8 protein-coding genes are annotated in these 21,968 nt (G+C 38.3%); all 8 read left to right on the top strand.

Features of this window, described 5'->3' with window-relative positions; all coding sequences use genetic code 11:
- Nucleotides 1-125: 125 nt before the first annotated feature.
- Nucleotides 126-647: a bifunctional pyr operon transcriptional regulator/uracil phosphoribosyltransferase PyrR gene (gene pyrR / locus TZ94_RS02825; protein WP_000850019.1), complete on the top strand. Its 522-nt coding sequence runs from the start codon at nt 126-128 to the stop codon at nt 645-647.
- 17 nt (nt 648-664) lie between these two features.
- Complete coding sequence (locus TZ94_RS02820; RefSeq protein WP_045613929.1) at nt 665-1,588, top strand: aspartate carbamoyltransferase catalytic subunit; 924 nt, start codon at nt 665-667, stop codon at nt 1,586-1,588.
- Nucleotides 1,589-1,637: 49 nt separating this feature from the next.
- Nucleotides 1,638-2,717, top strand: coding sequence for a carbamoyl phosphate synthase small subunit (locus TZ94_RS02815; RefSeq protein WP_045613926.1), 1,080 nt, complete (start codon nt 1,638-1,640; stop codon nt 2,715-2,717).
- Between the two features lie 312 nt (nt 2,718-3,029).
- Nucleotides 3,030-6,206 carry a carbamoyl-phosphate synthase large subunit gene (gene carB / locus TZ94_RS02810; protein WP_045613924.1) on the top strand — a complete coding sequence of 1,059 codons (3,177 nt, stop codon included), beginning with the start codon at nt 3,030-3,032 and terminating at the stop codon, nt 6,204-6,206.
- 385 nt (nt 6,207-6,591) lie between these two features.
- Complete coding sequence (locus TZ94_RS02805; RefSeq protein WP_045613922.1) at nt 6,592-14,343, top strand: YSIRK signal domain/LPXTG anchor domain surface protein; 7,752 nt, start codon at nt 6,592-6,594, stop codon at nt 14,341-14,343.
- 503 nt (nt 14,344-14,846) lie between these two features.
- Nucleotides 14,847-17,456 (top strand): GbpC/Spa domain-containing protein, encoded by a 2,610-nt coding sequence (locus TZ94_RS02800; protein WP_045613920.1) that lies wholly within the window; start codon nt 14,847-14,849, stop codon nt 17,454-17,456.
- A gap of 154 nt (nt 17,457-17,610) precedes the next feature.
- Nucleotides 17,611-18,318 (top strand): glucosamine-6-phosphate deaminase, encoded by a 708-nt coding sequence (locus tag TZ94_RS02795; protein WP_045613918.1) that lies wholly within the window; start codon nt 17,611-17,613, stop codon nt 18,316-18,318.
- Between the two features lie 305 nt (nt 18,319-18,623).
- Nucleotides 18,624-21,968 (top strand): Spy0128 family protein (locus TZ94_RS09920; RefSeq protein ID WP_080929464.1); only part of this gene is annotated, 3,345 nt, incomplete at its 3' end.

Genomic DNA, 21,968 nt, shown 5'->3' with positions numbered 1-21,968 from the left:
CGTGAGGCAGGCAAGGAGCTCGATAAAGTAGAAGAGTAAGTCTATACTGTTTACAGTAAGGCTCGCTTAGTTATACATTCTCAAGTCTCCTTGAAAAAGGAGACTTTTCTTTTTGGAGGTTTGTCATGAAGACAAAAGAAGTTGTAGACGAATTAACCGTCAAGCGAGCAATTACGCGTATCACTTATGAAATCATCGAACGCAATAAAGATTTGAATAAGATCATTTTAGCGGGTATCAAAACACGTGGTGTCTTTATTGCTCACCGTATTCAAGAACGCTTGGAACAATTGGAAAACATCTCAGTTCCTGTTGTAGAATTAGATACTAAACCTTTCCGCGACGATGTTAAAAGTGGTGAGGATACTTCATTGATTTCTGTCGATGTGACAGACCGCGAGGTCATCTTGGTGGATGATGTGCTCTATACAGGTCGTACCATCCGTGCTGCTATTGATAACATTGTCGGACATGGTCGTCCAGCGCGCGTGAGTCTTGCGGTGCTAGTTGACCGTGGACACAGAGAATTGCCAATTCGACCAGATTACGTTGGGAAAAATATTCCAACCAGTCGTTCTGAAGAAATCATCGTTGAGATGACAGAACTTGATGGCCAAGATAGAGTTTTGATTACTGAAGAAGCTTAATAGCTAAAGGAGTAGCCATGTCAGAAAATCAACAAGCACTCAACCATGTGGTGTCCATGGAAGATCTTACTGTGGATCAGGTTATGAAATTGATTAAACGAGGGATTGAGTTTAAAAATGGAGCTCAGATCCCTTACGAAGACCATCCCATTGTTTCCAATCTTTTCTTTGAAAATTCGACAAGAACGCATAAATCGTTCGAAGTTGCAGAGATCAAACTAGGCTTGGAACGACTTGACTTTGATGTAAAGACAAGTTCAGTCAACAAGGGTGAGACACTGTATGACACTATCCTGACTTTGTCAGCGCTTGGTGTAGATGTCTGCGTTATTCGTCACCCTGAGGTTGATTACTACAGAGAATTGATTGCGAGTCCGACGATTACGACTTCAATTATCAACGGAGGCGATGGATCAGGACAACATCCTAGCCAGAGCTTGCTTGATTTGATGACCATTTATGAAGAATTCGGACATTTTGAAGGACTCAAGGTCGCGATTGCTGGTGACTTGGACCATTCACGTGTTGCCAAGTCTAATATGCAGATTTTGAAGCGCTTAGGTGCAGAACTTTATTTTGCAGGACCTGAGGAATGGAGAAGCCAAGAGTTTGCGGACTATGGACAGTTTGTTACCATTGATGAGATTGTTGACCAGGTGGATGTTCTGATGTTGCTTCGGGTTCAACATGAACGCCACGAGAGTGGAGCCGTCTTTTCAAAAGAAGGCTATCATGCTCAACATGGCTTGAACCAAGAACGCTACAATCGCTTAAAAGAAGGAGCAATCATTATGCATCCAGCTCCGGTAAATCGGGATGTAGAAATTGCTGACCACTTGGTTGAAGCTCCAAAATCACGCATTGTCCAACAAATGACCAATGGAGTCTTTGTTCGAATGGCAATCTTAGAATCCGTATTGGCAAGTAGAAAAGCCAAATAAGACACAAAACGTTAAAAGACGCCAGTGAGCGTCCACGAGAGGTGAGAATATGACAAAACGACTTCTAGTTTTAGAAGATGGCACAGTTTTTGAAGGTAAAGCCTTCGGTGCAGATATTGATGTAACAGGGGAAATCGTCTTTAACACAGGGATGACAGGCTATCAAGAATCCATTACAGACCAGTCTTATAATGGACAAATCTTGACCTTCACTTATCCATTGGTGGGGAATTATGGGATTAACCGTGATGATTACGAATCTATTAGCCCTACCTGCAAGGGTGTTGTAGTATTTGAAGAGGCACGTAGAGCAAGTAACTGGCGGAATCAAATGACGCTGGATGAATTCTTGAAAGCTAAGAAAATTCCTGGTATTTCAGGAATTGATACCCGTGCACTTACAAAAATTATCCGTAAACATGGGACGATGCGTGCAACCTTGACTCATGCTGGAGATAGCATGGATCATATTGCAGATCAACTTCAAGCAACTGTTTTGCCAACTGATAATATCAGACAAGTTTCAACCAAGACTTCTTATCCAGCTCCAGGAGTTGGTTTGAGTGTTGTTTTAGTAGACTTTGGACTTAAACATTCTATTTTACGAGAACTTTCAAAACGCGATTGTAACGTGACTGTAGTTCCATACACAACTACAGCTGAGGAAATTCTACATTTGAATCCTGACGGAGTTATGTTGTCAAATGGTCCGGGAAATCCAGAAGATGTTCCAGAAGCGCTCGACATGATTCGTGGGATTCTAGGGAAGATTCCAATCTTTGGTATTTGTATGGGTCACCAGCTCTTTGCAATGGCAAATGGTGCCAAGACTTACAAGATGAAGTTTGGTCACCGTGGCTTTAACCATGCAGTACGTGAAATTGCAACTGGGCGAGTGGACTTTACTAGTCAAAACCATGGTTATGCCGTTAGTCGTGAGGACTTACCAGAGCACTTGATTATCACCCACGAAGAAATCAATGACAAGTCAGTTGAAGGCGTACGTCACAGATATCTACCAGGTTTCTCTGTGCAATTCCACCCAGATGCAGCTCCTGGTCCACACGATGCAAGTTATCTATTTGACGAGTTCATTGAGATGATGGAAGCCTTTAAACAAGCAAATTAATGACGAGTGTGAAATCGTCGGAGAATTTATGTAACTGAACACGGACGGAAAGCTCGGAATTTAGAGAAACCAACTTGGATTGTCAATCCTTCCTTGGTTTCCTAAAATTCAATCGCTTTCTATTCGTCCTTTGTATCTTATTTAATGTCGCTCTGTGAGGCGACGAATAGAAAGGAGAAGGGTGGTCCGTATTTGCTGAACTGAATACGGGCTAGGGACGGTGCTAAAAATATAGTTATTCCTAGAACTAATAGTTCTTCGTCATAACTCCTATTTTAGCTTTGTCCGCTTAACGCCCTTAATATCTTATAAATGCCTAAACGTACTGATATCAAAAAAATTATGGTGATTGGTTCTGGTCCGATTATTATTGGTCAGGCTGCTGAGTTTGACTATGCTGGAACCCAAGCCTGCTTGTCTTTGAAAGAGGAAGGTTACGAGGTTGTCTTGGTAAACTCAAACCCTGCAACCATCATGACTGATAAGGAAATTGCAGACAAGGTTTATATCGAGCCAATCACACTCGAGTTTGTGACTCGTATTCTCCGTAAGGAACGTCCAGATGCTTTGCTTCCAACTCTTGGAGGGCAAACAGGGCTTAATATGGCCATGGAATTGTCTAAAAACGGTATTCTTGATGAATTGGGAGTAGAACTTCTCGGGACTAAATTGTCTGCCATCGATCAAGCGGAGGACCGTGACCTCTTTAAACAGTTGATGGAAGAGCTGAACCAACCAATTCCTGAATCAGAAATTGTTAACACAGTAGAAGAAGCAGTTGCCTTTGCAGCGACAATTGGTTATCCAGTTATCGTCCGTCCAGCCTTCACACTTGGTGGTACTGGCGGTGGTATGTGTGCCAACGAGGAAGAATTGCGTGAAATTGCTGAAAATGGTTTGAAGTTGTCACCTGTTACCCAGTGCTTGATTGAACGTTCTATTGCAGGGTTCAAGGAAATCGAGTACGAAGTGATGCGCGACTCAGCTGACAATGCCCTTGTTGTATGTAACATGGAAAACTTTGACCCAGTTGGGATTCACACAGGGGATTCCATCGTATTTGCTCCAGCGCAAACCATGTCAGACTATGAAAACCAAATGCTTCGTGATGCTAGCTTGAGCATTATCCGCGCTCTCAAGATTGAAGGTGGATGTAACGTTCAGTTGGCTCTTGATCCGCACAGCTTTAAGTACTATGTCATCGAAGTAAATCCTCGTGTATCTCGTTCTTCTGCCCTTGCTTCTAAGGCGACAGGTTACCCAATCGCTAAATTGGCTGCTAAGATTGCAGTCGGTTTGACCTTAGATGAGGTCATCAACCCAGTTACAGGTTCAACTTATGCCATGTTTGAACCAGCCCTTGACTATGTGGTGGCTAAGATTCCACGTTTCCCATTTGACAAGTTTGAAAAAGGGGAACGTCGTCTTGGTACCCAGATGAAGGCAACTGGAGAAGTTATGGCCATCGGTCGGAACATCGAGGAATCTCTCCTTAAAGCTTGTCGCTCTCTAGAAATTGGTGTCCATCATAATGAAATGCCTGAGCTTGCAGATGTTTCAGATGATGGCTTGATTGAAAAAGTTGTCAAGGCTCAAGATGACCGTCTCTTTTACGTATCAGAAGCTATTCGTCGTGGTTATACACCAGAAGAGATTGCTGACTTGACTAAAATTGATATTTTCTACCTTGATAAACTCTTGCATATCTTTGAGATTGAGCAAGAATTGGGTGCACATCCTCAGGATGTCGATGTCTTGAAAACAGCTAAACTCAATGGTTTCTCAGATCGTAAAATCGCAGAACTCTGGGGAACTACAGCTGATCAAGTTCGCCAACTACGTTTGGAAAACAAGATTGTCCCAGTTTACAAGATGGTGGATACTTGTGCAGCAGAATTTGAATCAGAAACTCCATATTTCTATTCTACTTATGGTTGGGAAAATGAATCTATCAAGTCTGATAAGGAATCTGTTCTAGTCTTAGGTTCTGGTCCAATCCGTATCGGTCAAGGTGTTGAGTTTGATTACGCAACTGTTCACTCAGTTAAGGCGATTCAAGCTGCTGGCTACGAAGCCATCATTATGAACTCAAACCCAGAGACAGTTTCAACAGACTTCTCTGTATCAGACAAACTTTACTTTGAACCATTGACATTTGAAGATGTTATGAATGTTATCGACTTAGAGCAACCAAAAGGTGTTATCGTTCAGTTCGGTGGTCAAACAGCTATCAACCTTGCTGAACCATTAGCAAAAGCTGGTGTAACTATCCTTGGTACTCAAGTTGCTGATCTAGACCGTGCGGAAGACCGTGACCTCTTCGAGCAAGCCCTCAAAGACTTGGATATTCCACAACCTCCTGGACAGACAGCAACCAATGAAGAAGAAGCAGTGCTTGCTGCACGTAAAATTGGTTTCCCAGTTCTCGTTCGCCCTTCATATGTTTTGGGTGGACGTGCTATGGAAATCGTTGAGAATGAAGATGATCTTCGTTCTTACATGCGTACTGCAGTTAAGGCAAGTCCAGACCACCCTGTTCTTGTTGACTCTTATATCGTCGGACAAGAGTGTGAAGTCGATGCCATTTCAGACGGAAAAAATGTCCTCATCCCAGGTATCATGGAGCATATCGAACGTGCTGGGGTCCACTCAGGTGACTCCATGGCTGTTTATCCTCCACAAACCTTGTCTCAAAAGGTTCAGGAAACTATCGCAGACTACACCAAACGTCTTGCGATCGGCCTCAACTGCCTTGGTATGATGAACATTCAGTTTGTCATCAAGGATGAAAAAGTTTACGTTATTGAAGTCAATCCACGTGCCAGCCGTACAGTTCCATTCCTTTCAAAAGTAACCAATATCCCTATGGCGCAAGTAGCGACTAAGTTGATTCTTGGTCAAAGTCTTGAAGAACTTGGTTACCAAGATGGACTTTACCCAGAAAGCACTCGCGTTCATATCAAGGCACCAGTCTTCTCCTTTACCAAGCTAGCTAAGGTAGACAGCCTTCTTGGTCCTGAAATGAAGTCGACAGGGGAAGTCATGGGTTCTGATACCACTCTTGAAAAAGCTCTCTACAAGGCCTTTGAAGCTTCTTATCTTCACTTGCCAACCTTTGGTAATGTTGTCTTTACCATCGCGGATGATGCAAAAGAAGAAGCACTAGATTTGGCTCGTCGTTTCCAAAATATTGGCTACGGAATCCTTGCTACTGAAGGAACTGCAGAGTTCTTTGCAAGTCATGGATTGCAGGCTCAAGTCGTTGGAAAGATTGGTGATGATGAACACGATATTCCAAGCTACGTCCGCAAAGGAAAAATTCAAGCAATCATCAATACAGTTGGTACCAAACGGACAGCTGATGAAGATGGTGAGCAAATCAGACGTTCAGCAATTGAACATGGAGTTCCTCTCTTTACAGCTCTAGACACAGCAGATGCCATGTTAAAAGTATTAGAAAGCAGAAGTTTTGTCACAGAAGCCATCTAAATAAAAAATGATTCTCGTAAGGGAATCATTTTTTATTTTATGAAAATGTTGTTACCATTTTCACAAGAAAAAAATAATCTAGAAAATATAAAAAGCAAAAATAAAAATATAGTAAAAATTAGAACATATTCAAATAAATCCTGTTAAAAGTAGCATTATATCAAGCATGCATAAAAAAAAATATAATAAAAAATTTAGATCTCAGGTAATGAAAACTATTCCAAAGTAAACGTTTTCAAGGGCATATAATTCTTTGAACTTATCTTAAACTTATGATATGATAAAGGAGCTAAAGCCAGAATATAATTTTTGTATAAAAGGTACAAAAATTATAAAATTCTGACTCCTAGTAAAATAAAAGATTTATAAAGGAGAACTTATCAAGATGATAAGAAAGGAACAACAACGCTTTTCTTTACGTAAATATAAAGTTGGTGTTGCATCGGTATTTTTAGGAACCACTCTAAGCTTTCTAATGGCAAATGGTGGTGAAGTAAAAGCTTCAGAAATTCCTGCACAACCAAGTTCTGAAGAAAAAACAGAGTTGGTGAAAAAGGATAGTAGCGAGGATTCCTCTAAAAAGGAACAGAATGTTGTAGAAAATGTTGCAACAAGTGAACTTGCTGAGGCAAACAAGGTTGAAGAAGGAAAAGCAGCTTCTGAGGCTAAAACAGAAGAAGCTAAATCTGAACCAGTGTCTTCAGAAAAAGCAGAAGAAGTAAAACCTGCTTCAACTGAGACTGAGATTGCTAATAAGGAAACTGCTAAGCCGGTTGAAAAAGCTGAAGAAACTAAGCCAGCTGTTTCAGAAGGTGATAAACCTAAAGTTCGTAATCGTCGTGCTACAACGGAAGATGCAGTTTCTGGAGACCACAACTCTAACCCTTTAGCGGTAAGTACTTACTTAAAAGATGGGGAAAAAGTAACTCCAGAAATCAAAGATGCTAACGGTGCAACTGTAAGATCTCAAACGGTACCAGCTGGTTATTCTGCTAAAGAAGGAGATTGGTACACATACGCTATCTGGGATTTAACTAGATTCAATGAACGTTATGGTACAAAATACTATGCTCGTGCTTATAAGAGATTTGATGAATCTACAGATACAACTGTTGAATTAATCGATAAAACGACTGGGAATGTAGTAGAAACAAGAACGGTTACTTCATCAAGTGGCGTTCAAAAATTCACTACTACCACAGCTGCGTCTAATAGTGAATTAACCTTCCAAGTAGATTATAAAGCTGGACTTGCTCAAGAAAAAGGTAAAACAATTCAACCATTCATTCAAAATGGGTATGAAGTTGGAAAGAGTATAACAGATTTAGTGGCTGCTGGACACCAATTGACACCTGCAGATCAAGCACTTCATACTGCGGTTTATAACGCTCGTACAACAACAGATATTCTAAACGTTGTTGAACCAGCTTATAACGGTCGTTTAATTACGGATTCAAATGATAAAATACCAGAGGCAATTAATAAAACAACTTACTATAAAGAAGTTGACAAAAACAATCCAACATTCAATGCAAATAAAACAGATGTAACTGTTCAAGATTATAAAGAAAATGGTAATGAAGTAGATTTAGCTAGATATGCAACTAAAGCTATGGAAGGACAAAGCTTCACAGCATCTGGTGAACGTCAATTTGATGGATATAAATTGTATCAAACAGCTGATGCAAAAGATAAATCTGGTTATGTCAGTCGTCCTTATACTGTTGGGACGAAATTTATGGATGCAGACCGTTATGGTATTAAACGGATTAAAGAAGTTGTTGGAGAAGATGGTTCAGTAGTTATTCGTGTTTATCTTCTTGATCCAAAACAACAAAGTAAACGTTCTGATGGTTCATTAAGTACTGATGGCTACATGTTGATTGCTGAAACTAAACCAATTAAACCAGGTGAAGCTAATACGCAAGAACTAGTTGTTAAAAAATCACCTCTTAATACGATTGCACATACTGTAACAGATCCAAAAACTGGAGCCAAAACAAACTATCCTAACGGTAAAGAAATTACATTCGATTTCCAAAAAGCTGCAGGATATACGCCATATAAATCAGTATTCGTACCATTCTTAGGAGACGGGATTGGACACGGTTCAGCTAACGCACAATTAGAACGTGGAGTTGGTGGTATCGGTACAAACGTTGACTTGCTTAACAGTTTGACGCCACATAAACAACCGGTCTACTACTATGTAAAACGCGAACCAGCAAAAGTTACACCAGAATTCGAAAAAGAGCTTGCTGGACGTGTATTAACAGATGGAGAATTCAGCTTCAAGTTAACAGAAGAAAAGAGTACTCCAGATAAACATGAAGAAACAGTTACAAACAAAAATGGCAAGGCTACATTTAGTGAATTATCATTTAGCAATCCTGGTACCTATAAATATAAGATTACAGAGTTAAAAGGTTCTGATACAAATGTTGATTACGATGCGATGACAGTTACTATGACTGTTACGGTAACTGAAAAAAATGCAGTGGGTGATCTCGAAGCTACAGTTAAGTACAGTTCTGAAGGTGGATTTAGTGCAGACGCTAATGACAAAATCTTTAACAACTATGTAGTTTCACCAGTAGTTACTAAGTTTGATTTTACGAAGAAACTCGCAGGTCGTAAACTTAAGGAAGGTGAATTTAGCTTCGTCCTTAAGAATGCAGCAGGTGAAGAAGTTGAAACTGTTAAGAATAAAGAAGACGGAACTGTTACCTTCTCAGAATTATCATTCGATAATACAAAAGTTGGTACCCATACTTATACAGTAGAAGAGGTTATCCCAGCTACTAAAGAATTAGGAATGACTTATGACACCATGAAAGCAACGCTTACTGTGGAAGTTGCAAAAAATGGACATACCCTAACAACTGTAACAAATGTCAGCTCAGCAGGTGGTGTAAATGAAAATGGAGAATCAACAGATGGAATGGAAGATAAAGAGTTTAACAATAAAATAACTCCTCCAGAAACACCTGAGTTCCAACCAGAAAAATTCGTTCTTAACAAAGAAAAATTTGACATCACTGGTACAAAACTCGTTGACGACGATCATGAGTTGACAGACGAGTACGCAGATACAAATGCTGACCCTTATGCTGACAAAACTACTAACAACGAAGCAGAAAACATCAATACGAAGGTTGTTGAACGCGGTGAAAAATTAGTTTACCAAGTATGGTTAGATACTAAGAATTTCACTGATAGAAACAATATCCAATCGGTTGGAATCTCTGATACCTATGATGCTGATAAATTAACGGTTAACTCTAGTGAAATCAAGGCTTACGATAGTGAAACTGGTAATGAAGTCACTGATAAGTTTGATATTAAGGTTGAAAATGGTGTTATTATAGCAACATCTAAGACTTCTGTAAACAAATCATTAGGTGATGTAGATAATACACAAGTTATCGATACAACTAAATTTGCATTTGGTCGCTACTATAAATTTGATATCCCAGCAACAGTTAAAGATTCAGTTCCAGGTGGACTAGACATCGAAAACAAAGCCAACCAAATCGTTCATGTTTACAACCCAGTAAGCAAATCTGTAGAGAAACCAGAAAAACCTACTCAAAAACGTGTGAACAGTGTTCCTATCGAAGTAGAATTTAACTTCACTAAGAAACTAGAAGGTCGTGAACTGCAAGCCAGTGAATTCAGCTTTGTTCTGAAAGATTCAAAAGGGAAAGAAGTTGAAACTGTCAAGAACGATGCAGATGGTAAAGTAAAATTCAAAGCTCTTAAATTTGAAAAGAGCCAAGTTGGTGAACATAAATACACTGTTGAAGAAGTAGCAGGAGCAGATGCAACTATTACTTACGATACGATGAAGGCTGAAGTTAAAGTTACTGTTTCACATGATGGTACTGCAAAAGCTTTAATCGCAAATGTAACTGAACCAGCTGATAAAGAATTCAATAATACCGTTACACCACCAACTGAACCTAAGTTCCAACCAGAGAAGTACGTCTTGAATACTGAGAAATACTCTATTACAGACAACAAATTGTTGGATGACGATACAGAGTTGGAAGATAAGTATAAAGATACGAATACCAACCCATATGTTGATCAAACTACTAACAACGAAGCTGAAAATATCAATACCAAGACTGTTAAACGTGGTGATAAACTAGTCTACCAAGTTTGGTTGGATACTACAAAATTCACAACTGATAACAAGGAAAAGGTACAGTCAGTTGGAATTACAGATGATTTCGATGAAACTAAGGTTGATGTTGATGGTACTAAGATCAAAGCCTACGATTCAGTATCAGGTGATGATGTAACAAATAAATTTGATATTACAGTTGAAAATGGAGTAATGACAGCGACGCTTAAAGCTGGCAATACTAAGTCACTTGGTGATGCTGAAAATACTCAAATTATCGATACAGCTAAATTTGAGTTTGGACGTTACTATAAGTTCGATATCCCAGCAGTAGTCAAAAATGATGTTGATGGTGGAGTAGATATTGAAAATACTGCGACACAAGTAGTCAACTACTATAATCCAGTTACCAAGAAAGTTGAAAAACCGTCTAAACCAACTGAAAAACGTGTGAACAGTGTACCAATTTCAGTAGAATTTAATTTCACTAAGAAACTAGAAGGTCGTGAACTGCAAGCCAACGAATTTAGCTTTGTTCTGAAAGATTCAAAAGGTAATGAAGTTGAAACAGTTAAGAACGACGCAACTGGAAATGTTAAATTCTCAGCCCTAGAATACAAGAAGGGTGAAGAAGGTGTATATAACTACACTGTTGAGGAAGTTGTAGGAACAGACGCTACTGTAACATATGATACTATGAAAGCAGAAATGACCGTGACAGTATCACATGATGGTACAGCTAAAGCTCTAATTGCAACTGTGACTAATCCAGCTGATAAAGAGTTCAACAACACTGTAACACCACCTGAAGAACCTAAGTTCCAGCCAGAAAAATATGTTGTCGCTGCAGAGAAATACGATATTACTGGTGACAAACTACTTGATGACGATAAAGAATTAACAAACAAGTATACAGAAACAAATACTGATCCATATGTTGATAAAGATAACAACAATGAAGCAGAAAACTTAAATACTAAGACTGTTAAACGTGGTTCTAAATTGGTTTACCAAGTATGGTTAGATACAACTCAATTTGATGCTAATAACAGAGATAATATTCAAACAGTTGGAATTTCTGATAACTATGACGAAGGTAAATTAACTCTGAATAAAGCCGATATCAAAGCCTATGATTCTGTAACAGGAGCTGAAGTAACAGATAAATTTGATATTGCTGTTAATAATGGAGTTATTACAGCAACACTCAAAGCTGGTAATACTAAGTCATTAGGTGATGCAGAAAATACTCAAATTATTGACACAACTAAATTTGAATTTGGACGTTACTATAAATTTGATATCCCAACAACAGTTAAGGAAGATGTAGCTGCTGGCGCAGATATCGAAAATACTGCGGCTCAAGTAGTGAACTACTATAATCCAACTACTAAGAAAGTTGAGAAACCAGAAAAACCAACTCAAAAACGTGTGAACAATGTTCCAGTTCCACTTGATCTTAAATTTACTAAGAAACTGGAAGGTCGTGATTTAGCAGAAGGTGAATTCAGCTTTGTTCTTAAGAAAGACGGCGATATTGTCGAAACGGTTAAGAACGATGCGACTGGTAAGATTACCTTCAAGACTCTTGAGTTTGGTAAAGATGATTTAGGTAAGACATATAACTATACAGTTGAAGAAACTCCTGGTACAGATTCATCTGTTAAATACGACACAATGGTTGCTACTGTGAAAGTTGTTGTATCTCATGATGGTACAGCTAAAGCAATCGTAGCTAATGTAACAGATGCTGTTGATAAAGAATTCAACAATACCGTAACCCCACCAACTGAACCTAAGTTCCAACCAGAGAAATATGTTGTTTCTGAAGAGAAATACGATATCACAGGCGACAAGCTCGTTGATGATGATAAAGAGTTGGCAGACAAGTACGCAGATACCAATGCGAACCCATATGCGGATGATGCATCAAACAACGAAGCTCAAAACTTGAACACCAAGACTGTGAAACGTGGCGACAAGTTGGTTTACCAAGTATGGTTGGATACAACTAAATTTGACGCAGCTAACAAGGACAACATCCAATCAGTAGGAATCTCAGATGACTACGATGAAGCTAAATTGGAACTTGATTCTACTAAGATCAAAGCTTACGACTCAGTAACAGGTGCAGAAGTAACAGATAAATTCGATATCACTGTGAACAACGGTGTGATTACTGCAACCCTTAAAGATGGCTTCACGAAGTCACTTGGCGATGCAGAAAACACACAAGTGATTGACACAACTAAATTCGAATTTGGACGTTACTACAAGTTCGACATCCCAACAACAGTGAAAGCTGATGTACCTGGTGGTGTAGATATCGAAAATACTGCGGCTCAAGTAGTCAACTACTACAACCCAACTACTAAGAAAGTTGAGAAACCAGAAAAACCAACTGAAAAACGTGTCAACAACGTTCCAGTTGAAGTAGAATTCAACTTCACGAAACGTTTGGAAGGCCGTGAACTTAAAGCTAACGAATTCAGCTTCGTTCTTAAAGATTCAGAAGGTAAGACTCTTGAAACTGTAAGCAACGATGCATCAGGTAATGTTAAGTTCTCTAAACTTGAGTTCAAGAAAGACCAAGAAGGTGTACACAACTACACAGTAGAAGAGGTTAAAGGAAGCGACGCAACCGTTACATACGACACAATGAAAGCGAATGTAACAGTCACAGTGAAACACGATGGAACAGCTAAAATTCTGATCGCGACTGTAGGCGACATTGCGGATAAAGAATTTAACAACCGTGTAACTCCTCCAGAAACTCCTGAGTTCAATCCAGAGAAATATATTCTTAATGAAGAGAAATTTGATATCACTGGTAATAAACTCCTTGATGATGATAAAGAGTTGACTGATAAAGTAGTTGATACCAACAAAGATCCATATGTGGACAATGTTGATAATAATGAAAAGCAAAATATCAATACTCAAACACTCCATAAAGGTGATAAGGTTGTTTACCAAGTATGGTTGGATACAACTAAATTCACAGAAGGTCACAATATTCAATCTGTAGGAATTACAGATAAATATGACAGCGAAAACTTGGATGTTATTGTATCTGAAATTAAGGCTTATGATTCAGTAACTGGTGAAGATGTAACAGCTAAGTTTGATATCTCAATTGTGGATGGTGTCATTACTGCTACATCTAAGGCTGACTTGACTAAGTCTCTTGGAGATGCGGAAGATACACAAGTAATTGATACTACTAAGCTAGCGTTTGGTCGTTACTATAAGTTTGATATTCTTGCACGTATCAAGGACACTGCTAAGGAAGGTGTAGATATTGAAAATACAGCTTCTCAAATTGTTCACCAATATGATCCAACTAAGAAATCAGTTGAAAAACCAGAAAAACCAACTGAAAAACGTGTTGTTAATATCCCAGTGAAAGTTGAATTCAACTTCACGAAGAAATTGGAAGGTCGTGCGTTGAAAGCTGGTGAATTTAGCTTCGTATTGAAAGACAAAGATGGCAACGTGATTGAAACCGTAAGCAATGATGCTGAGGGTAAGATCAAGTTCTCAGCTCTTGAGTTCAAACGTGGTCAAGAAGGCACTCATATCTATTATGTAGAAGAAGTGAAAGGTACAGAGGCTGGAGTTGAGTACGATAAGATGGTAGCGACTGTTGGAGTTACTGTAACTAAGGATGGTAAAGTGTTGACCCTTACTTCACAAATGCCGGAAGACACTGAGTTTAACAACAAGGTGACACCGCCAACACCGCCAACACCGCCAACACCGCCAACACCGCCAACACCGCCAACACCGCCAACACCGCCAACACCACCAACACCACCAACACCACCAACGCCGCCAACACCGCCAACACCGCCAACACCGGTAACACCGTCAACATCAGAAAAACCTAAAGGTCCTGAATTGCCAAATACTGGTGAACAATCTAAATCTGGAGTTGTTGCACTTGGTGCTGCGCTTGGTCTCGTAGGTCTAGGTTTGGTTGCAAAACGTAAAAAACGTGAAGACTAAAATTAACAAGCTATCTGTTCTAAAATGATGAAGTACAAATTATAGTCGTATAAAAAGAGGCTTTACTCGGAAGAGTGGGGCCTCTTTGTTACTTTGTAAAAAAACTAGTTTCTTTCTCTAAAATACACTAGTCTTGTTGCATTTTAGAACTGACTAGGATTACAAAACTAAGAAGCAAAGAAAATTCTATAATTGCTCATTGAGAAGATTGATTACCTGTTTAAGATAGGTTGTTAATAAATTTAGTAACTTCGTGAAGAACTTTCAAAACTCTAAGTTATGAATGGGAAATAAGTTTTTTTGAATCTATAGGGCAATCTTAATAAGGTTGAATCTTAAATATTTGTAGTTCAATTTTATATTTTGGAAATAAATTGAAAATATTCAGAAATTATACGAAAATTAATTGTATTTACATATTTTTTTTGATAAACTTAATATGAATTTTATAAAATAAGATTTTTTCTAAAGAAAATTTTTTTAATTTAAAAAAGGAGTTTGTCATGTCATCGTTAAAGAATAATAAAACAATCAAGTATGCCTTGAGAAAAACCTCAGTTGCTTTTGGTTCTGTTGCAGTTGCAACAGTGATTGCTGCAGCGGGTATTGCCACTGTATCAGCCGATGAAACTTCATCTGCAACGACACCTGTTACTTCAACTACAACAGTAGCTGGAGAAGAAACAAAAGAAGTTGCGGTTCCAGAGAAGTTGGAAGAAGCTAAAACTGCTGCCACAAATGAAGGTCTTGAAGTTAAAGAAACTGAGACTAAAAAGCAAGATTCTGAGGAAGCTGCTGTTAAAGATTACGAAAAACAAGTTACAGATATTTATAAAACTGTAGCTGATTATAAAGCTGAAGTAGCAGCAAATCAAGAAGCTTACGAAAAAGAAAAAGCTGAAGTTGATGCTAAAAATGCTGCTGCACAAGCAAACTACGATAAAGAGCTTGAAGCTTATAACGAAAAACTTACTGCTTATAAAAAAGAATTGACTGAAAAATCAGCAGAAAAAACAGCAGTAGAACAGAGTAATGAAGAAGCACGTGTTGCTTATGAAAAAGCTCTTGAAGAATATAACACAGCACTTGCAGCATACAATGCATCTGTAACAGCAAATCAAGAAGCTACTGAAAGTAATAAATTAGCTCAAGCAGAGTATGAAGCTAAATTAGCTGACTACAAGACTAAAAAAGCTGCTTATGATGAAGCACAAGCGGCTTACTTGATTGAACTCGAAATTTATAACAAGAAAAAAGCACAATACGATGATGCTAAAGATGCCTTCAATAAGATGGTTGCAGAGCGTGGTGGAAATCCTGAGAAATACAAACAAGATTTGACATTCCTCTCTGAAGAACTTGCTGATGGCGAAACAACTAAAATCACACACCAAACAACTGGATTAACAACTTACTTGACAAAAGAAGGTCAATCTCGTATGTACGGTGATGGTAAAGCTACTAAGATGTATGAAACAAAGAATCTTCAAGATTCTGATGTGACAACTACAAATCCATATGCCAACAATGAAATCGAGTGGGGTCTTGTAAAAGTCGGAGACAAATTTGATGTTACATACACAGGACTTACTCAAGCTAAAATTGTAAAAGATAGCGAAGAAAAAGGTATTGCAAAAGTTGTTTATAAATACGAAGTGAAGAGCCTTCCATCATCAGATGGAAAAGGAATCGTTCAAATTTACAACGATCCAGCAGTTACAATGACAATTGGTAGCTCAACAGATACTGAAAACCCAGTAACTGTTGGTGTTGACATTGAGTTTTACGATGAAAATGACCAATTAATTGATTTGTCACAACACAATGCAATCCTTGCCCTTAACTCACTTAACCACTGGAATGGTGCATCTTATGTTGAAAATGACAAACCTCGTCCTCTAGTTGTTGAAGCTAAAGATAGCGAAGGCAATACAGTTCGTGGAACTTGGGATCCATATTCAGATGGAAGTGAACCAAAACTTGATGGTGCAGACGTTGTTGTGAAAAGCGGTAAAGCTGATTTCGGTAGTGCAGAAGTTGATATCAATGCTGATAATCCTTTGAAAATTGTTGCTCAAAAAGCAACATGGGATGATGATGCCTTCAAAGTAACTGAAGAAACAACAGTTGATGCTACAACAGTGAACGCATCTGGTGGCGGAAATGGTCACTCAGTTGGTACTGAAGATTACACATTCGGTGATAAATCAGACGTTATCGGTTCTTACACTGTAGACGCTAAATCAGGTGTTTTGAGATACACACCAAAAATGAAACACCAAGATACTCCTCACGTTGAGTCTGTAAACATTGGTGACAAAGAGTTTATTAAACTTCCAAATTCAAGTGTAGACCAAGATTCATCGACAAAAGAAGTATCTGCTAAAGAACAAAACCAATACATGGCTCAAGGTGCTACATTTAATGCAGACTCTTCAAGTGAAACTAAGGGTTGGGATGATCCTAAGAGCCCTTACCTTTACTATGGTGGTGCTGCTGTTATTTTGAAAGATGGTCATCTTGAATTTACAGCAAAAGGTGCTAACGCAACAGGCGAAGCAACTCTCTATTGGTTCTCTATCAACTCAAACGTTGGCTTCCCTCAAGATCCAGGTGAAGAGCCAGTTAAACCAACAGAACCAACACCTCCAGTTAAACCTGAAAAACCAGAATTGACAGAAGTACCAACTGTTAAAGAAAAACCAGTTCCACCGACAGAACCAGAATATAAAACTGTACCTGTCTTACCAAGTGAACCGGTTAAACCAGAAGCACCTGAGTTGGTGAAGGATCCTGTTAAGAAAGAAACAGAAAAACCAGTTGTTGAATGGAATAAAAATGTTGTGCTTATCAAGGAAAATGAAAAACCACAACCTAAGCCAGAACCAAAACCAGAGCCTAAGCCAGAACCAAAACCAGAGCCTAAGCCAGAACCAAAACCAGAGCCTAAGCCAGAATCAAAACCAGAGCCTAAGCCAGAATCAAAACCAAAATCATCTAAGAAATTATTGCCAAATACTGGTTCAGTTGAACAATCATTCATGACTTATTCAGCACTTATTGGTTTAGCTACTGCCGGTTATGCTTTGTCAAGAAAGAAAAAAGAAGATTAATTTATTCTAAGAATCTTTTGAAAAGAGAAGACTAATTCAGTCTTCTCTTTTTATCAAGTTTCACCTATAAAAATTAAAAAAAATAAAACCGTTTTCACTTGACAAAAATTGGTCTATACCATATAATAAAATAAAGAAATATGGAGGAACAATTATGAAAGTTATTCAAGTGAAAAATCCTGAAGAAGGTGGAAAAGTAGCTTTTGATATTTTAAAAGAAAAGCTAGCAAACGGTGCTAAAACATTAGGGCTTGCGACAGGTAGCAGCCCGCTTGAATTTTACGCAGAAATCGTTAAGAGTGATCTTGATTTTTCAAATCTTACTAGTGTGAACTTGGACGAATATGTAGGACTTGATGGAGAGAATCCTCAATCTTATCGTTACTTTATGCAAGAAAATCTTTTCAATAAAAAGCCATTCAAAGAAAGCTTTTTACCGCGTGGTGTCAAAGACAAAGCAGAAGAAGAAGTAGAACGCTATAACCAAATTCTTGCAGATCATCCAGTCGATTTGCAAATTTTGGGAATTGGTCGAAACGGTCATATCGGATTTAACGAACCAGGAACTTCCTTTGACAGCCAAACACACCTTGTAGATCTTGATCAGTCTACGATTGAAGCTAATGCTCGTTTCTTTGAAAAAATCGAAGACGTCCCAACACAAGCTATCTCAATGGGAATCAAAAATATCTTAGATGCTAAGTCTATTCTTCTATTTGCTTATGGTCCTTCAAAAGCAGAAGCTATTGCAGGAACTGTTCAAGGTCCAGTGACTGAAAATCTACCAGCAAGTAGCTTACAAAATCATCCAGATGTAACCATTATTGCGGATGCAGAAGCGCTAAGTCTATTGAATCAATAATATTTATACTATACTATACTATAGAGGGAAGCTATTCAAAATTCATTTGGATGGCTTTTTATTTTGAATATATTAAATTTGTCTGACTCCATAGATTTCTAGTGGATAATTTTACAAAAAATGTACGTTAAACAATAGAATATTATAAAAGGATTGGAAATTAAAAAAATAATTGAAAATATACTAAATAATAGGCTTTTAACGCCTGAATTTATTGACTTTTAAATTTAAATATAGTACTATAATTTTGGATTATTTAATAATTCAATATATTTTAAAAAAATAGGGAAAGAAGGAAATATTTAATGGTGAAAAAGATAAAGAAAAAGCCGTTATTAATATTTTTTGTATCAGTTCTGACCTTCTTAAGCACATTGTTCTTGTCGACTAATGTCGCTTATGCAGATGGGAAAGAATTAACGGGTGTAGTAACTGATATAAGTGTCCTCAACATGTCGGATTCCAAATTGGAACCAAATGCAGATGGTACTTATCAGATTATTACCAATCGTTCAAATCAGTTCTTTGTTCAATTTGACCTCAAGCAATATGATGGGAAATTGACCAATGGCGATTACTTTGATGTAGATATTCCTACACCAGTAACTGTCTATAATGGAACAACTGAATTGTACGATAAGGAAACAAAAGTAAATATCGGTACAGTAGTTGTTACTGCTAACGGTGATAACCAAGGTGGTAAGGCACGTGTTACTTTGAAGAACCTTGATGAGTTCCAAGCTAAAACAGGTGGAGATATCGTTAAAGGTGTGAAAGGAAATTATGCAATTACTTTCTTGTTCAAGAGTGACCAAACAGCAACACCAATCACTTTCGAAAACAAGGGTGTTGGTAAAACAATCACACATAGCTTTACTTCTAAGACAGTTGACAGCAAACAAGAAGGTTTCGAAAACTATGCTAAGGTCGGTAACGACGTAGTAAGTAAAGAATGGACTTCAGAAAAGTTAGCTGCAATTGGTTCAGTAGGTAAAGGAGACGTTTACTCTCCATGGAGAATCCGTGTTAACACAGGAAAACAAGACTATGGTAAAAACTTAGTTTTGAATGACTTCCTTCCAAATACATCTGAATTTGCTCCTATCCAATATATCCCAGAGTCATTGGTAGTTTATTCTTCTGCTACATTGAACGATGGTACTTCTCAAGTTCCGTCTGATGCTAAGAAGATGGTAGAAGGTACTGACTATACTGTAGCTTGGAATGAGAACTATACTCAGTTCAATCTTATCTTTGCAGATGGATCTAAATCGTATTGGGTAGAATACCACACCACAACACCAGGTGACGGTAGAAAAGTTCAAAACGTTATCCAGTTGACTACAGCAGATGGAACTGCACTTACTCAACGTAGTAATCGTACAAACTTAGATTTTAAAGCTGAACGTGTATCTCTTGTAAAAGGACAAATCGAAGCTTCTACAGCCTTCAAGATTAAGATCAACAAGACAAATGCCTTCACATTGGTTCCAGTTGCAGGTGCGGTTTACACAGTTAAGTCAGAAGATGGAACTATCTCTACAGAATTGACTACAAATGAAAAAGGTGTGGCAATCTCTGATGAGTTTGATCAGAAATATGTCGGTAAGACATTCATCATCAAAGAAAAGACAGCTCCTGCTGGATATACTCTTGATGAAAAAGAATATAAGGTAGTTCTTGGAGCCGAAGGTTCTAAGATTAACCTTCAAGACGAACCAATCGCAGCAGATTTCTCAATTACTGCTAAGAAAGTAATTGCTGGAAATCGTCCAGTAGCCTTGAAAGATGGTGAGTTCAAGTTTGATTTGTACAATGCAAACAACTTGACTACTCCAATTGCTTCAACAACAAACAAAGCAGATGGAAGCATCACATTTGAAGGTTTGAAAGCTAAAGGTCCTGGTACCTACAACTATGTCATCAAAGAAAATACTGAAACAAAAGTTCCTGGTATCACATTTGATGAAAACTCATACGAAGTAACAGTTGTTGTCAAAGCTGAAGGTGGAACACTTAAAGCTGAGGTTACAACTCAAACACCTACTTTGACAAATACATATGAGCCATCACCTGCTCGTGCTACATTCAAAGCAACTAAAGAATTAGTTGGTAAAGAACTTGCTAAAGAACAATTTGAGTTTGAATTGAGCGAAGGTGGAAAAGTCATTGCAACATCATCAAACGGTAAGACAGTTAATGGTGTTGAAGCAGCAACAAATGAAGTAGTCTTCTCAGTTCTCTATACTGAAGCTGGAGACCACGAATATACAATTACAGAAAAAGCTGGTACAGCAGAAGGAGTTACATACTCTAAAGAAAGCTATACAGTTCATGTTAAAGTTGTAGATAATGGTGAAGGTAAACTCGTAGCTACTGTCACAGAAGCAGACGAAACTCGTAAGTTTACAAACACATATAAAGCAACTCCAGCAGAAGCTGTTATCAAAGCAACTAAAGAATTAGTTGGTAAAGAACTTGCTAAAGAACAATTTGAGTTTGAATTGAGCGAAGGTGGCAACGTCATCGCAACATCATCAAACGGTAAAGAAGTTGAGGGTGTTGAAGTTGCAACAAACGAAGTAGCCTTCAAACTTTCATACACTGAAGCAGGCGAGCACGAATACGTGTTGACAGAAAAAGCTGGTTCAGTAGCGGGAGTTGAATACTCTAAAGAAAGCCACACAATCCATGTCTCAGTAGCAGATAATGGCGAAGGCAAACTAGTTGCAACTGTTAAGGAAGCAGATTCAACTCGCAAATTCACAAATACTTATAAAGTATCACCAACAGAAGCAGTTATCAAAGCAACTAAAGAATTAGTTGGTAAAGAACTTGCTAAAGAACAATTTGAGTTTGAGTTGAGCGAAGGTGGCAACGTCATCGCGACATCATCAAACGGTAAAGAAGTTGAGGGTGTTGAAGTTGCAACAAACGAAGTAGCCTTCAAACTTTCATACACTGAAGCAGGCGAGCACGAATACGTGTTGACAGAAAAAGCTGGTTCAGTAGCGGGAGTTGAATACTCTAAAGAAAGCCACACAATCCACGTCTCAGTAGTAGACAATGGTGAAGGTAAACTAGTTGCAACTGTAAAAGAAGCAGATGCTACTCGTAAGTTTACAAACACATATAAAGCATCTCCAGCTGAAGCAGTTATCAAAGCAACTAAAGAATTAGTTGGTAAAGAACTTGCTAAAGAACAATTTGAGTTTGAATTGAGCGAAGGTGGAAACGTCATCGCAACATCATCAAACGGTAAAGAAGTTGAAGGTGTTGAAGTTGCAACAAATGAAGTAGCCTTCAAACTTTCATACACTGAAGCAGGCGAGCACGAATACGTGTTGACAGAAAAAGCTGGTTCAGAAGAAGGAGTTACATACTCAACTGAAAGTTACACAATCCATGTCTCAGTGGTAGACAACGGCGAAGGTAAACTCGTTGCAACTGTAAAAGAAGCTGATGCAGCACGTAAGTTTACAAATACTTACACTACAACAACAGAAGCTCCTACAACAACAGAAGCTCCTACAACAACAGAAGCTCCTACAACAACAGAAGCTCCTACAACAACAGAAGCTCCTACAACAACAGAAGCTCCTACAACAACAGAAGCTCCTACAACAACAGAAGCTCCTACAACAACAGAA

Source organism: Streptococcus infantis (genome assembly GCF_000960085.1).
In the GTDB taxonomy this organism is placed as follows: domain Bacteria; phylum Bacillota; class Bacilli; order Lactobacillales; family Streptococcaceae; genus Streptococcus; species Streptococcus infantis_C.
This window is presented reverse-complemented; position numbering and strand designations above follow the sequence as displayed.

Bases quoted from the DNA above. Each gene is read 5' to 3' on its own strand.
- pyrR (WP_000850019.1), top strand. From the start codon at position 126: ATGAAGACAAAAGAAGTTGTAGACGAATTAACCGTCAAGCGAGCAATT.
- TZ94_RS02820 (WP_045613929.1), top strand. From the start codon at position 665: ATGTCAGAAAATCAACAAGCACTCAACCATGTGGTGTCCATGGAAGAT.
- carB (WP_045613924.1), top strand. From the start codon at position 3,030: ATGCCTAAACGTACTGATATCAAAAAAATTATGGTGATTGGTTCTGGT.
- TZ94_RS02795 (WP_045613918.1), top strand. From the start codon at position 17,611: ATGAAAGTTATTCAAGTGAAAAATCCTGAAGAAGGTGGAAAAGTAGCT.
- TZ94_RS02805 (WP_045613922.1), top strand. From the start codon at position 6,592: ATGATAAGAAAGGAACAACAACGCTTTTCTTTACGTAAATATAAAGTT.
- TZ94_RS02815 (WP_045613926.1), top strand. From the start codon at position 1,638: ATGACAAAACGACTTCTAGTTTTAGAAGATGGCACAGTTTTTGAAGGT.
- TZ94_RS02800 (WP_045613920.1), top strand. From the start codon at position 14,847: ATGTCATCGTTAAAGAATAATAAAACAATCAAGTATGCCTTGAGAAAA.